The 13991-nt window shown below is 42.4% G+C and carries 13 protein-coding genes; 6 read left to right on the forward strand and 7 right to left on the reverse strand.

The window, feature by feature from the left end; translation table 11 throughout:
* Positions 1–1183: 1183 nt before the first annotated feature.
* Both ACM0OY_RS00420 and ACM0OY_RS00425 read right to left on the reverse strand, forming a co-directional pair.
* Positions 1184–3961: a TIGR03936 family radical SAM-associated protein gene (locus tag ACM0OY_RS00420; protein WP_414566932.1), complete on the reverse strand. Its 2778-nt coding sequence runs from the start codon at positions 3959–3961 to the stop codon at positions 1184–1186.
* A 159-nt stretch (positions 3962–4120) separates the two neighbouring features.
* Complete coding sequence (locus ACM0OY_RS00425; RefSeq protein WP_414566933.1) at positions 4121–4450, reverse strand: STAS domain-containing protein; 330 nt, start codon at positions 4448–4450, stop codon at positions 4121–4123.
* A 470-nt stretch (positions 4451–4920) separates the two neighbouring features.
* On the opposite strand from ACM0OY_RS00425, the gene ACM0OY_RS00430 reads away from it, so the two are divergent.
* Together ACM0OY_RS00430 and ACM0OY_RS00435 are read left to right on the forward strand one after the other, a co-directional pair.
* Entirely contained in the window at positions 4921–5121 is a 201-nt protein-coding gene (locus tag ACM0OY_RS00430) for a hypothetical protein (protein ID WP_073641182.1), read from the forward strand.
* Positions 5122–5443: 322 nt separating this feature from the next.
* A complete protein-coding gene (locus ACM0OY_RS00435) occupies positions 5444–6619 on the forward strand; it encodes an LL-diaminopimelate aminotransferase (RefSeq protein ID WP_414566934.1) in 1176 nt (391 codons plus the stop codon).
* Positions 6620–6752: 133 nt separating this feature from the next.
* On the opposite strand, the gene ACM0OY_RS00440 is transcribed toward ACM0OY_RS00435, so the two are convergent.
* The gene (locus ACM0OY_RS00440; protein ID WP_414567076.1) at positions 6753–7097 is read right to left on the reverse strand and encodes a hypothetical protein; all 345 of its coding nucleotides are present in this window, start codon (positions 7095–7097) and stop codon (positions 6753–6755) included.
* A gap of 299 nt (positions 7098–7396) precedes the next feature.
* Here ACM0OY_RS00440 and clpS point away from each other — a divergent pair, with 299 nt between their 5' ends.
* Genes clpS through ACM0OY_RS00455 form a run of 3 tightly spaced genes read left to right on the forward strand, consistent with a single transcriptional unit; the run spans position 7397 to position 8784 of the window.
* Complete coding sequence (clpS, locus tag ACM0OY_RS00445; RefSeq protein WP_099066750.1) at positions 7397–7678, forward strand: ATP-dependent Clp protease adapter ClpS; 282 nt, start codon at positions 7397–7399, stop codon at positions 7676–7678.
* A 48-nt stretch (positions 7679–7726) separates the two neighbouring features.
* Positions 7727–8557, forward strand: coding sequence for a lysostaphin resistance A-like protein (locus tag ACM0OY_RS00450; RefSeq protein WP_414566935.1), 831 nt, complete (start codon positions 7727–7729; stop codon positions 8555–8557).
* A 56-nt stretch (positions 8558–8613) separates the two neighbouring features.
* The gene (locus tag ACM0OY_RS00455) at positions 8614–8784 is read left to right on the forward strand and encodes a hypothetical protein (protein ID WP_414566936.1); all 171 of its coding nucleotides are present in this window, start codon (positions 8614–8616) and stop codon (positions 8782–8784) included.
* Here ACM0OY_RS00455 and ACM0OY_RS00460 read toward each other — a convergent pair.
* From ACM0OY_RS00460 to ACM0OY_RS00475, 4 genes are all read right to left on the reverse strand, one after another.
* Positions 8781–8981 (reverse strand): hypothetical protein, encoded by a 201-nt coding sequence (locus ACM0OY_RS00460; protein WP_414566937.1) that lies wholly within the window; start codon positions 8979–8981, stop codon positions 8781–8783. The two genes, ACM0OY_RS00455 and ACM0OY_RS00460, sit on opposite strands and share 4 nt — an antisense overlap.
* Before the next feature lie 20 nt (positions 8982–9001).
* The gene (locus tag ACM0OY_RS00465) at positions 9002–9640 is read right to left on the reverse strand and encodes a pentapeptide repeat-containing protein (RefSeq protein WP_414566938.1); all 639 of its coding nucleotides are present in this window, start codon (positions 9638–9640) and stop codon (positions 9002–9004) included.
* Complete coding sequence (locus ACM0OY_RS00470) at positions 9637–11025, reverse strand: DICT sensory domain-containing protein (RefSeq protein WP_414566939.1); 1389 nt, start codon at positions 11023–11025, stop codon at positions 9637–9639. Before ACM0OY_RS00470 ends, ACM0OY_RS00465 begins: the two co-directional genes overlap by 4 nt.
* 221 nt (positions 11026–11246) lie before the next feature.
* A complete protein-coding gene (locus ACM0OY_RS00475; RefSeq protein ID WP_414566940.1) occupies positions 11247–12839 on the reverse strand; it encodes a photosystem II high light acclimation radical SAM protein in 1593 nt (530 codons plus the stop codon).
* A 584-nt stretch (positions 12840–13423) separates the two neighbouring features.
* On the opposite strand from ACM0OY_RS00475, the gene ACM0OY_RS00480 reads away from it, so the two are divergent.
* The gene (locus tag ACM0OY_RS00480; RefSeq protein WP_414566941.1) at positions 13424–13819 is read left to right on the forward strand and encodes a DUF1830 domain-containing protein; all 396 of its coding nucleotides are present in this window, start codon (positions 13424–13426) and stop codon (positions 13817–13819) included.
* The last annotated feature ends 172 nt before the right edge of the window (positions 13820–13991 follow it).

The raw sequence follows: 13991 nt of genomic DNA on the forward strand, positions 1-13991 counted from the left end.
TGTAAGCCTAAAAAGACGTTACTGGTAATAACAATCGTCAAGCAATTTTGGATTTTAGATGTGTGATAGCGCAGCGTTAGCTTACCCCTCCGGGGATGCAAGCTACGCGCAGCGTCTGTTAGAGAGGAACGAGCGTCTTTTGGATTGAAACAGACCACAAGGATAACAAGCTTAAGGATTTTAGATTGATGATTTGAGATTTGTTCCACCCACAAAGGTGGGGCATGAACGACAAAACAATCCAAAATTTGTCTTGAAAAGCTTTAACCGGAGTTTTCCTCTGCTCAACGCCAGTACTCTACGACAAGCCACCCTTCGGACGTCTACGTACAAACCGCGAAACCGACCCAAGCGACTGACTCAACCTTTCGCAAAATCTAAAATTGAAAATTGCAAGTCAACCTCAGCTTCTCAGTTAAAGAGTTACTGGTACTCTTAAGAGCTTTCACACGCTTGATTATTCCAGAACGGCTGCATATTCATATTGTTTAAGCAATTAAACCAACTGTCCGTGGTTGATTTGTGATGCAATACTCTCTTTGAAAGAGAGTTCTGATTTGAAAGTACTAAATCCTGAGTCAACTTTTAACTCAGGATGTTTGATTTGAGAGTAATCTACTGAAGTCGTTAACAAAAAAAAACTACTTCTATTTTCCATTCCCCAAATTTATCCTTAGGGTTATATTCAGCAACACCAGTTGCTACTCTGCCTGAAGTTGCCCTAGCCTACGGCAAACTGCGCTTTGGCTTTGTGCGTCTGTGGGCGTCTATAAGTCGGCATAGCCGACGGCAGTTGCTTTCATTGTGAGTTCTCCAAAGGAGTACAACTCTACAAGAGTAACGCACTGGCTCCTAGGCACTACTGTGGATTAGACATTCAGCAGTTGTTTAAAAAGCATGGAGTTAGAGAACCTAACCGAGCCTGCTGTTCGTTACTGATTCACAAGTTAGCTATAGAGAGAGTGTGTGTTCTTTAATCTGCCTCAGTTTGTCTGGGATAAAATCCTAGAAGTTGCACTCTAATATCTTTGCTTTCGCCCCCTGAATGCGAGGGTAGTGAACCAGCTAATTCAATGCAGCGCCAGAAAATTTCTCTTCATCCCATTCTAACGCAACCTTGCTAAAAATCAATTCCTATGATGTGCCATGTTATGACAACTACTAGCAAATTGCCATAGAAGGATTATACCCCTAAAACTAGGCGATTGCGGTGGATGTGTAGGATTTGAAATTCTACATTAGCTACTGCCTCTAGCATAAACACGATTTGTTCGGGACGTAAGAGCCAACCATCTTGGCGATAGCTGCCTAGATAACGAATAACAGATATAGATTCTGCCATGTTACTGTGAGTTTCTGCCAATTCCAATTCAAACAAGCGATCGCGCAGATTTATTAACTGGCTTTTGCCTGACTTGGTTGTTTGCTCGTACCAGAGTTCGTCTTTGGCTTTGATGGTATCAATCCAATTTTGCCATTGTGCAGGTGTCACTTCTTTTGGTGATGCCACAGTCATCAAATACTCTGCGGCCTCCAATAGTTGGCTAGCTGCTTTCGCTTTTAAATCGATTTGCGCCACATGATATACGGGTATGTCTGTGGGCATTTCTCGAACTAGTTGCTCTTTAAAAATATCAATTTCTACTGACGATGTTAATTCAAAATCCGCAATTTCACCGCTACTTGTAGCTCCTAAAGCCAAAGCAGTGGCTAGAGAAATTCGCGGCATTGGATGAAACCCACCAGTGAAAGCAATTGGCAAGCCAGCTCGCCGCACAACTCGGTCAAACAAACGGATTAAATCGAGATGGCTTACTAAAGCCATGTTACCTTGTTTACCAAACCACACTCGTATTCGCTGTGTCCTAGCGGTGTTGGGGACAAATTCACCAACAAATTTTGGCACAGCAGGAGGTTCAATGACGATATTGTGGCCAAAATCAGTGCCACAAACGCCGCAGTGAGAACAACCTTCAAAAGAGCAGTCGGGTACAATTGTAGCTGCTAGAGCGCGTTCCAAGTCTTCTTTGAGCCACTTTTTGTCAATGCCAGTATCAATATGATCCCAAGGTAGGGGAGTGTCGAGGGAGTGGAGAGTGGCGAGTGGAGAGTGCTGAGTCCTAAGTGCTGTTAGCGGATAGCTATGCTTTAGCCCGTCCTGAGGTAGGAATTCTCCCGTCTGTCCCTCTGCCCCTATGCTCCTCTGCTCTTGTGGGTGAAACAGATTCCACTCCCCGTTTTCGATTTGGCGGTATTTCCAATCTAGACCGGCTTGGGCGATTGCATCTCCCCAAGCAGTAAAAGCTCGATCTAAATTGTCATACCAGGAATCCATACCTGCACCTAATTCCCAGGCGCGGCGCACTACTTTCCCCAAACTGCGATCGCCCCGCCCAATAAAATCTTCCATTGCCGAAATCCGGACATCGGTAAAATTTGCCTTTGCTCCCTTTATCCGGCGGAATTCTTGCCGCAACAGGTTTTGTTTGCGCTGGAATTCACTGCTAGACACTGAGTGCCACTGAAATGGTGTATGCGGCTTGGGGGTAAAGTTAGATATTGTCAAATTAAAGTTTAGGGGTTTTCTGCCTTTGCCCCGACACTCGCGCTGTAGCCAACTTACTGTTTCAGCAATGCCCAAGACATCAGCATCTGTCTCACCTGGCAAGCCAATCATAAAATATAGCTTAATTTTATCCCAGCCTTGCTCCCAAGCAGTTTTCACTCCCCGCAACAGTTCTTCATTTGTCAAACCCTTATTTACGATGTCTCGCATCCGCTGAGTTCCAGCTTCTGGAGCAAAGGTCAATCCACTTTGCCGGATACCTCCAAGGATATTGGCAATATTTTCATCAAATCTATCTACCCGCTGGCTGGGTAGAGTCAGAGAAATGTTTTCATTTTTTAAGCGATTTTTAATTTCCATCCCCACCGCTGGTAGGGATAAATAATCAGAACAACTCAAGGAAAGCAGGGAAAACTCATTGTAACCGGTTGCCCGCATACCTTGTTCAATTGCTTCTACCACTTTATCTGGTTCTACATCCCGTGCTGGTCGAGTCAGCATTCCTGGTTGACAGAACCGACACCCACGAGTGCAACCACGCCGAATTTCAATGGTCAATCGGTCATGTACTGTTTCTACGTAGGGAACTAGCCCAATGGAATATGCTGGGATGGGAGTTGCAACTCTTCGCAGAATTCGTTTTGGCACGTCTGGCCGCAGGGGATGAACTGAGCCATCGTCTGCCATCTTGTAAAACTGCGGCACATATACGCCTGGTATCTGTGCCAAGTCTAGTAACAATTCTTCCCGACTCAAAAGAGCTTGTTTGCCTTCTTCCAACACCAAACCAATTTCTGGTAGTAGTTCTTCTCCATCTCCAAGAGCGAAAAAGTCGAAGAAGTCAGCGTAAGGCTCAGGATTTGATGTGGCTGTCTGTCCCCCAGCAAAAATTAATGGGTAAGGAGAGGACGCGGCGACGCGGGGATGGGGAGACGCGGTGATATTTTCTTTATTCTCCCTGTCTCCGTGTCCTCGCGTCTTTGCGTCTCTTCTCTCTTGCCATGTTAAAGGAATTCCCGCCAAATCCAACATTTCTAGGATATTAGTTGCACCCAGTTCGTAACTGAGGCTAAAGCCTAAAATATCGAATTCTGTGAGCCATCGCTTTGACTCTACTGCAAATAACGGTGTATTAGTTTCCCGTAGTTTGGCTGATAGATCTTGCCCTGGTAAGTAGGCGCGATCGCACAATTGGTTCTTTTGGGCATTCAAAATGTTATATAAAATGATGTGCCCTAAATTCGATGCACCGACTTCATAGACTTCTGGATAGGTTAAGACCCAGCGTATTGTTGTCGTATCCCAAGGTTTGTGTATTGCTAAGCGCTCGTTACCCAAGTAACGCCCTGGTTTTAAAATATCCGATGTTATTAGCTTTTCAACTGCAACAGCCACTATGCTATCTTCGAGCTACCTTAATTACAGTTACTAAAACCCAACCTTAGCATCGAATCAGGCCTTTCAACAAAATTTATCGTTGCAACTTATAACTCCTTTACATAAAGTCCGCTCCTCACTTGAACTTTGCTTGTTTTACATAACTTTTATATAAATTTATGTTGCAGACAAGTCAGCTTCATTTTCTAAAATTTCAAAAACTCTATCGAGTTGCGTCAGTTCAAAAATAATTTTAACTGAGGGAGCAATATTGCAAAGTCGGAAACTCCTCTCTAAGCTAACAGCCAGTTTATGTGCAGATAACAATGCCATCAGCCCTGCGCTGTCCAAGGATTCTACTGAGGCTAGATCTACTACCAAGATGGAAATATCATTTTTTGTTAGCCCTGTGGTCAGATCTCGTTCAAATTCCAAGGCGTTTGCAGCATTCAAACAGCCTTGTGGTTGAATAACCGCAATTTTGGGATACTGAAGCACTGCTTGCATGGTTACATCCTAATGAGAGTTATTGAAGCGTCAAGGTAAGAATTATTTGAACATAAACTTTTTTTTGTTGCATCGACCATATGTCTTAGGTTTCTTTGCTGAATCTTTATTGCTTTAGTATCTCTGTTTAAAGATTGTCATAATTCCTGTTTAAAATGTGTTCATATATACTTTTTTTTTATCTCAGTTCAAAAACAATCAACATAGACAGGACTAGAACAGAGAAATTATCCGTAACTTTCCTGAGGAAACTTGCCTAGTCTATAACTTAAGCTAATTTAGCCAAGTCTTAACAGTAAGTTAAATCTCACACTTTACTGTTACTGATGATATTAGGCAAAATCACAGCAATTATTTATCTAGCTAATTTAAATTGTGATCTATATCACTAATCAAGTAGTATTTGATCGCTTTTTATACTTAGATTTATCTGGAATAATTAATATCATAATAGAGTTGGGTTATTACTTATGAGAACTAGGTACGCTATTCGTAAATTGGTAGAAAAAGCTCTTGATATTAAAAAATTAACTCCTGAGATAGAAAATGAAATCAACTCGGAATTAACACAACTAGGTTACATTTCTGACGTGGACTACGAAGCTTTAGAATTATTAATGGCAGAGATGGATGCTGGTCGAATTCAGTTGGTTTCTAGCCTGGGATACTAATCCTCAGTCTTTGGACATAGAAGTTTCTAGCTTATTAAATGAATTTAATAAAGACTAGAGCAATCAAACTTTAAAATAGCTATAGTTCCTCCTGCATCGGTAAGGAAGAGAAAAAATAATTTACTACAGATGAACAATAGCTCCTTGTAGGTTAGCACGGATAGCTATGCTAATCTAACCGCTTACTTTATTCAAAGACAGCGTGGGTAACAAAGGGGCGATATCATTACTTTTATTTTTCTATGAGATTAATTATTTAAATCCTAAGGTGGCGTAAACTGTGCTAATGACCATCTACATTGTGCATTCCTCATAAATCGCCATGCAGTTCGCTAAACGCCTAGAAAAAATTCCTCCCTATCTGTTTGCTGAAATTGTCCAGAAGCAAAATGAACTCGTTGCTAAGGGAGTTGATATCATCAATATGGGTATTGGCGATCCAGATAAACCGACTCCTACTCATATTCTTCAGGTAATGCATGAGGCGATTGAGAATGCTTCAATGCACAATTATCCACCTTACCAAGGTACGAAAGAATTCCGAGAGACAGCGGCTAAGTGGATGGAAAATCGGTTTGGAGTCAAGGGGTTGAACCCTTATACAGAAATTGTTTCTTCAATTGGTTCTAAAGAAGCAATTCATAATACTTTCTTAGCTTTTGTGGAACCAGGGGACTATACATTAATACCAGATCCTGGTTATCCTGTGTATCGGACTTCCACAATCTTCGCTGGTGGTGAGTCTTTTACTATGCCTTTGAAGGCAGAAAACGGTTTTTTGCCTGATTTGAGTAGCATACCCGAAGAAGTAGCTCACAAGGCAAAGCTGTTGTGGATTAATTATCCTAATAATCCCACTGGGGCGTTGGCAACACTAGAGTTTTTTGAAGAATTGGTAGCTTTCTGCAAGCAATATGATATTTTGTTGTGCCACGATCACGCTTACTCAGAAATGGCATACGATGGCTACAAACCGCCTAGTGTACTGCAAGTTCCAGGTGCGAAAGATGTGGCTATCGAATTTCACAGTCTGTCTAAGTCATACAATATGACTGGTTGGCGAGTGGGTTTTGTTGTTGGTAATGCTTTGGGTATTCAAGGCTTAGCGCAGGTAAAAAGTAACGTTGATTCCGGGGTGTTTAAGGCAATTCAACAAGCAGCGATCGCAGCTTATTCTAATACCACAGAGGCAGAACTTCAAGCCATCATATCGGTTTACCAAAATCGCCGTGACATTATCATCAATGGACTACAATCTCTAGGTTGGCCAATTCAGCCTCCTAAAGCTACCCTTTACGTCTGGACACCTATTCCTCAAGGATATTCCTCAATAGAATTTGTGAATTTGCTACTTGACAAATGTGGCATTGTTGTACCTCCTGGCAGTGGTTATGGTGTATGTGGAGAAGGCTTTTTCCGAATTGCTTTAACTATCTCTGATGAAAGATTGCAAGAAGGAATTCAACGGATGAGAGATGCTGGTATTCGTTATGTGTAACTGGGGAATGGGGACTAGGGACTGGGGACAGGGGGAGATGCGGTTCGGCTCGGCTCACCTACTGGGGGATGAGAGAGTGAGGGAGTAGAATTAATAATTAATGCCCCAATCCCTAATCCCCAATCTCCAGTCCCTATTGATATGCTTGCCAAAGTTGGTGAATAAACTGATTGAGTTGCTGTTTGGCAGCTGAGTCAAGCTCAGTTTTTGGTTGTTTTGCTAAAACTTGGCTCAATAAGGTAATTACTTCTGTATCTAAAGCTGGTTGAAATAAATCGGCAGGCCAAAGTAAATCAGATGCATCGCGTAAATCGGTAACCAGGGGGGATTCTTCAATAAAGGTGACCATTAATAAAGGACGCACCCAGCACAACTGGCGAGAAACTACAAATTGAATGACTTCTGCATATAGATTCCTCTCACCATGCTTTAAAGACACTATTTGTCCCGGTTGCAGAAAATCTAGGTTCATCTCCATCATTAAGACAGTTGTGGTAGTGACAAAGATTGTTTTGTAAGTTTTTGAATTTAAAAGTGAGAATGCGCTCCTTTTAAAAGAAGCTTCTGTAACATTAGGGTAGCACTCTCACGGCAACGATGTCTTAGAGATATTGCTTATCAGTGCCTACGCAAAACTAATAGGACTAATCCCCAACAGCAAAGGGTTTTCCTCGCATAGTATCTCGACGAAATACTATAGAATAGGTAAACAACTGTTAAGCGATCGCTAAACAGAGGCTTTGTTGTAGTGAATTAACGATTAAAGAGCAAAGAGCAGTGTCAGTTGAAACCATTGAAAAGCGTTCTACGTCCCGCAAGCTCGCGCCTCGCTATCGCGTTTTGCTCCATAACGATGACTACAACTCTATGGAGTACGTGGTACAGGTACTAATAACCACTGTGCCGAGTCTTACCCAACCCCAGGCTGTTAGCATCATGATGGAAGCCCATACTAATGGAATGGCTTTAGTCATTACTTGCGCTCAGGAACATGCTGAGTTCTATTGCGAAACATTGAAAAGTCACGGTTTAAGTAGCACGATTGAACCTGATGAATAGTCATTAGTCATTGGTCATTGGTCATTTGCGATTGGTGACTTAATTGGTATGAAAAAAAACCTTGTCCGTTTAGCCGAACGCCCTGCCCCTATTAGGCTGGGTTATTTTATTGGGATTTTATTGCTGCTATGGTTGCCCTTAGCTACACCAATTTACTTACTAGTGAATGATTCAAATTTAGTAAGTATATTGACAATTGTATTATTATATGCGTTGTTTATTATTCTCTTGAGGCTGTGGGGTAAGCGTGTCTATCAGCAGCCTCAAATTCTCCGACATTATGGCTTAGAACTCACGCGGCAAAACGGTGTGGATTTAATGCGTGGTTTGGCTATGGGCATAATTAATACTTTGATACTTTTTGGGGTACAGAGTTTGTTGGGTTGGTTGGTGTGGCAACAACCAAAAGTTTTCTTGGTGAAAGTGATTTTAGAGGGTTTAATTGTCGCTTTGGGTGTTGGCTTTGCTGAGGAATTGTTATTCCGAGGTTGGTTGCTAGATGAATTACAACGAGACTACAGTCAGCCTGTAGCACTGTGGACAGATGCAATTACATTTGCAACATTGCACTTTATCAAGCCGCTGGCAGTAATTATTCAGACATTGCCGCAATTTCCTGCTTTAGTATTGCTGGGGTTAACGCAGGTATGGGGAAAGCGCTGGCGTAGGGGACGCTTAGGTTTTCCAATTGGTTTGCATGGTGGTTTAGTCTGGGGTTACTACATTATTAATGTAGGGAAATTAGTCAAATATTCTGGTCAAGTTCCTGATTGGGTGACTGGTGTGAATAATAATCCTTTACAAGGACTGATGGGAGTATTTTTGATGAGTATACTGGCGTTTTTGATATGGGGGCAATCTCGGCGATCGCCTGTCTGATAATATGAGCATTACTAAATTGTTTATATAATGATGCATACTAATCGCAGTATATTATGAGCTTCACTTTAGCTAACTTTCAAGTTGGCAATATCATCGCTGGAAAAATTATTAAGCTGGAACCTACAGGTGTTGTAGTTGATTTTAATAAAGATAAACTAGCTTTTGTACGATTAATAGAGCTATCATTCGCTGAGATTCAGACCCAGAAGAAGCCCTGCAACTAAATGAAATTCGATAATTTTTGGTTGTAGGAAATTACAATGGTGAACACGATATTTTCTTCTCCAATTGTTCGCCTGAGACACTGAAAGATAGCGATCGCTTGTACGACGTTACATAATTCTAATAATCTTTGCAACACATACAGCAGATTGCAGGGGCGCACAACTAGCTGTGCGCCCCTACCCACTGTATTTGTCACATTCTTTTTTCAAATTGCTATTACGCTCGCGTTTCAACCACTGTACCCACCAAACAAGCCTTATCCAAATTAACGCCGCTTAAATTCGCCCCCTCTAACTCTGCACACAGCAAATTCGCCCCTGTAAAATTCGCCCCTGCCAAATTCGCGCCCCGCAAGTCAGCTTCCTCTAGGTTTGCTTCACTCAATAATGCCCCTTGCAAATCAGCGCGACTCAAGTCTGCACCTTTGAGATTTGCCCCAGTCAGATTGGCACCACGTAAGTCAGCACCGCGCAAGTCTACACCTTGGAGGTTGACATTCATCAAATTCGCACCACTGACGAAAGCACCCGCCAAGGATACATCGCTGAGTCTGGCTCCCATTAAGTTAGCACCCCGCAGATTACTACCTCGCAAGTCAGCCCCTGTTAAATCTGCTTGCATCAGGTTTGCTCCCATAAGGTTTGCCCGCAAGTCAGTTCCTTGCAGGTTCGCCCCCATTAAATTCGCTCCTTCTAAGTGCCCACCTTCGAGTTTGGAAGCAGCGAAATTAGCGCCGACAAGGATAGCACCAGCAAGATTAATTCGGCTTAAATCGAGCCGAGAAAGTTCCTCGTCTTCTAAATTTGCACCTGGAAGTTGTTTGAGTTTTCCTAATTTGATAGCTTCAATATTCATTTGTAGTAAGTACCAATCTCTTCACTTGTCTTGCTGTGGCTATCCCATTGGGAATCAAGTAGCCAAACGCCGCTGCTAACTTTGGGTGTCATTATGGGCAAGTCGAGTCCCTGTTGTAAACCCATAACTAATAAAGCTAGGGTATCTACAAGTTTAGGATCGAAGCGGGTGGATTGTTGCTGTCTGCACTCATCTAAAGCTTGAGTAAATATTTCTTGCCGACTCTGATTTGAGGATTTTCGCTGATTTACTCGCCACTGAAAGTCTGCCAATAATGCCAAAATTCTCGACTCTAGGGGAATTTCATCTCCGGCTAAACCTGCTGGCTCTCCTGTGCCATTCCACCACTCGGTTTGGTGAGTAATAATTTGGGCAACTGCTCGCAGTCGCGGCATGGTTCGCAATACTTGTGTTCCTGGTATTAAAGGACAACAGGGGGCATCTTCTTGAGAACGTGTGGATATTTTATCAGAAGTGAGAACGCTTTCTGCTTTTTGTAATGGATCTATGCGATGTAATAAAGCTGCTAGCCGCAATCTCTTAATCTGCCATGCAGGAAGATCTAAAAGCTGGGCGATCGCTTCGGCAAGTACTACTACTTCGGCAGCTGCCATTGGATTGTTGACATCTGCTATATCCAGCAGTTGCGCCATCCTCAAAAATGCCTGAATTTCGTTAGAAACCAAGTTCCGATCTAGGGTTTGTTGGCTAAGGGCTGTGGGAATGGATAAATTGTCTTGCCCAGTCTGGAGATAATCAACTACACGGGAGACAACTGCACCTAAATTTTCTAATCTGGCAGTAGATGGAACGATCGCCTTTTTATCGGCAATGAGTTTATTTGCTAGTTCTTGGTTATATTTGCTGATGTGAGCGATCGCTATTTCTGCTGTCTCTTGGACTAACTCTGGCTCAAATGTCCACAAACCGTAGAATTTGCGCTCTAAGTCTGATGTAGGTATTCCACTGCTGCCATAATCAGCGGCCGATAGTTCTTGACAAATTACCATTGCTGTGTAATTTGGCGACAAAATAATTAAGTGCCATTCTTGCGCCACCGGATCGGCTGTGTCTAATGGTACTAAGTCTACATTGGGTAGAAGGCTTGTAGGATGTTCGGCAAAGCCAGCATCAGATGCAGCCATGATAGCAATTTCGCGGCTGCGCTGGGCGATGTCTGCATATCGTTGAGCTTCTTGCAGATACCATTTACCCTGTTGGAAGGCTGTGATGACTAAAGGTTTATCGTCGTCTGCTAGGATATGGTCTTCTAAGGCATGGCAGAGAGATACTAGGGTATTTTTGTAGTACACTCCGAATCGAATTGGCCTGGTGCTGTGGCGATGGGCTGTTTCCAGCTGTTGTAGAATTGAACCTTCTAACATGAGTTTGGGATTTTATGAAAACGAACCGCAACAGAGAAGTTTGAGGGGCGGCTTCCGCCGTAGACGCCTGGAGGGCGGCTTGTCAAAAACATCAAAACTTCTCCTAAAAGAGACGCTACGCGTAGCTTGCTTCCCCGTAGGGGTACGGTGGGGGCTGAGGACGCTGAGGAAGAGAGGAGGAGAAATTCAAAATTTTGAACATCCCCAGATTCTTGTGTTTTCTAGGATACACCTGCTAGCTGCTTTTCTTTCCTCTCTATTGGTGAAGAAAGTGCTGCTTCTAAGTCGGCACAACCGAGTTTTTCTTCTAAGATATTCATGACTTCGCGTCCGAAATCGTTGGGATTTTGTCGCCAAGCTTGTAAACAAACTTCCCCAAAGAATGAACCAAGGGGTTCGGGATTCCAAAGCAGTTTTTTGGCTGTCCACGGCATCAAGCTCATTGGATTATATCCTGGTTTGAGGATGCCTTCTTTGAGGGCATATTCTTCTAAGTGGGTATGGGGTTGTAGTCCAATAAAGAAGATGGCAGGTTCGACTTTATCAGCGCCAAAAATTCGTTCTAGTTCCCGATGGTAGGCGATGGTTTGGCGGATAGTTTCGGGACGTTCGTCAATGACGTTAAAGGAATAGTTGACAGAAACTAAGTCGTTAAAACCAGCGGCTTTTAAGTCACGACAGTTTTGTAAGACAGTTCGGAGGTTGTAACCCATCCGCATTTTCCGCACGAGTTCTTGAGAACCACTGGTAATGCCGATTTCAAAGTAGTTCATCCCGGTTTTCGCCATCAACTCACACAATTGAGGTGTCAAATTGTCGGCTCGAATGTAAGCTGCCCAATGGATATCTGTCATACCAGAATCGACGATCTTTTGCAATAGTTCTATTGCATCGTCGATAAATTTACGTGCTGGGATGAATTGGGCATCAGTAAACCAGAAGTTGCGAATGCCGCGATCGTATAATTGGCGCATCTCGGCAACTACTTCATCTGCTGGATTGATGCGTACTTGCTTGCCTTCAACAACTGTATAAACGCAATAGCAACAATTGTGAGGACAACCACGCTTAGTTTGTACACCTATATAAAAGTCTTCTTCTTGCAGATAATAGTTAAATTCCGGCCAGATGCTTTCGATATAGTCGTAGTTGCAAGCTGTTTTTTCTAGGGGAGTAGGTTGTTCGTGAATTAGCCGTTTTCGTGGTTGAGTTTCTCCCACAACATAACAGCGTTCATCTCGAAACTCTCTGCCACCTAAAAGTTTTTCCAGCAGAGTTTCCCCTTCACCTACAGAAATAATTGTCCCTTGGGGTAAGCTTTTACCCAGTTGTTCGTAAAATACGCTGACTGCACCACCACCTACAACTGTACGGGCGTGAGAATTATATTTTTGGGCACGCTTTAAACCGCGTTTGATTAAGCCCTGGTTACGCCACAACTCTACATAGTAAGCGATGAAGATTCGCAAACCCCCCAATCCTCCGCGTAGTTTTAATAGGGGATTCTTGGCGTAGTAAAATTCAAAGGCGTTTTGTAACGGGTTACCGCCACGTCCACCAACTGGGGCATAAATTTGAATATCCCGCCAAGAAAATACTAGTAGTGTAGGTTTAAATTCATCGATACACCGATCCAAAGCCGAGTTGTAGTCTAAAGGTGGTATTGTTCCCAAATCAAAGATGCGCTGTTCGATGTTGGGAAATTGCTTATGGACGTGATCGCTAAGGTAGACAACCCCAATGGGAAAGATGGGGTTACAGGGAAGGCGAACGTAAAGAATTCGATTTTCCATTATGGGTGTTTTGACTGCCATCTTGCCAATGTTGGGGGAAACTAGAAAAACTTCAGTTTTAAAGGGTGTTTTTGTTTTGGTTGTTTTTATCTATCACAATGTTGCTTGACATTGAAGCCGATTATTGGTAAGTAACAACTTTTTGTTCCCAATTGTAGGAATCAATAAAGTTACTTTGCACACTAAATGCATATGACTGAGAGACATTTATGAAGATATTTTTCATATAGCTTTACGATAACATTGAGTTTATTCATTAAGCGACCATCTAAGCGTATTAATCTTGGGATAGATAAAACAGCAAAACTGACTTGTTCACTAAGTCAAAAGCAAGGGGATCATCCTCAGATTAATGTCCTAGTTATCTTTCCTCAGCGAATTAAAGCTTTTATACTCAGGGAAAATATTTAAAACTTTTATTTATAGTGTATAATTGCCAAAAAGGCATAAATAATTACAAAATTTTCATAACCATAAATAATTCTTTAGATAGAAATAATTTACAAATACTCAGTTGGTATTCACAGTTACAGCAACTGGGGATCACTCGGTGCTAGGCTTGGGAAGTGTAATGTAAAATTGTGGCGTAAAGCTCCTCAGCAGTTATGGCTCAAATTTTAGATCCTCTACCACCTGAGCAATCGGGGAAAATTCTCTGCTGCTACATTAATGCCACGAGCAAAATACAGGTAGCTCGCATCTCTAATATTCCCAATTGGTATTTTGAAAGGGTTGTTTTTCCAGGGCAACGCCTAGTGTTTGAAGCTCCGCGAAAAGCTCAATTGGAGATTCATACGGGTATGATGGCAAGTGCAATTTTATCGGATAATATTCCGTGCGATCGCCTGATGCTCGATGACCCTAGCAATTATGAGTTAGATACAGACTCATCATTTGGAAAAGAACCTATAGATACCACAGCAATGGTGCAGCAACTTAATACAAAGACCGGAGATAGTATAAAACCCTTACAAATCGCTGGTTTAGCAGCTGTTGATTAAAAAAACAATTTGGCTCAATTTCTGGGTTGCTGAATTCAGCAGCCTTTTTTATTTATTAGGTAAACAGATTTAAACCAATTCTCGATCAACTCTTACCCAAGCTTAATGCCTATCTCAAATCCATAGGAAACAGGGAATAGGGAGATGGGGAGGTGTGGGGAGCGTGGGGAAA

This window comes from Nostoc sp. CCY 9925, from assembly GCF_963920935.1.
Lineage (GTDB): Bacteria > Cyanobacteriota > Cyanobacteriia > Cyanobacteriales > Nostocaceae > Nostoc.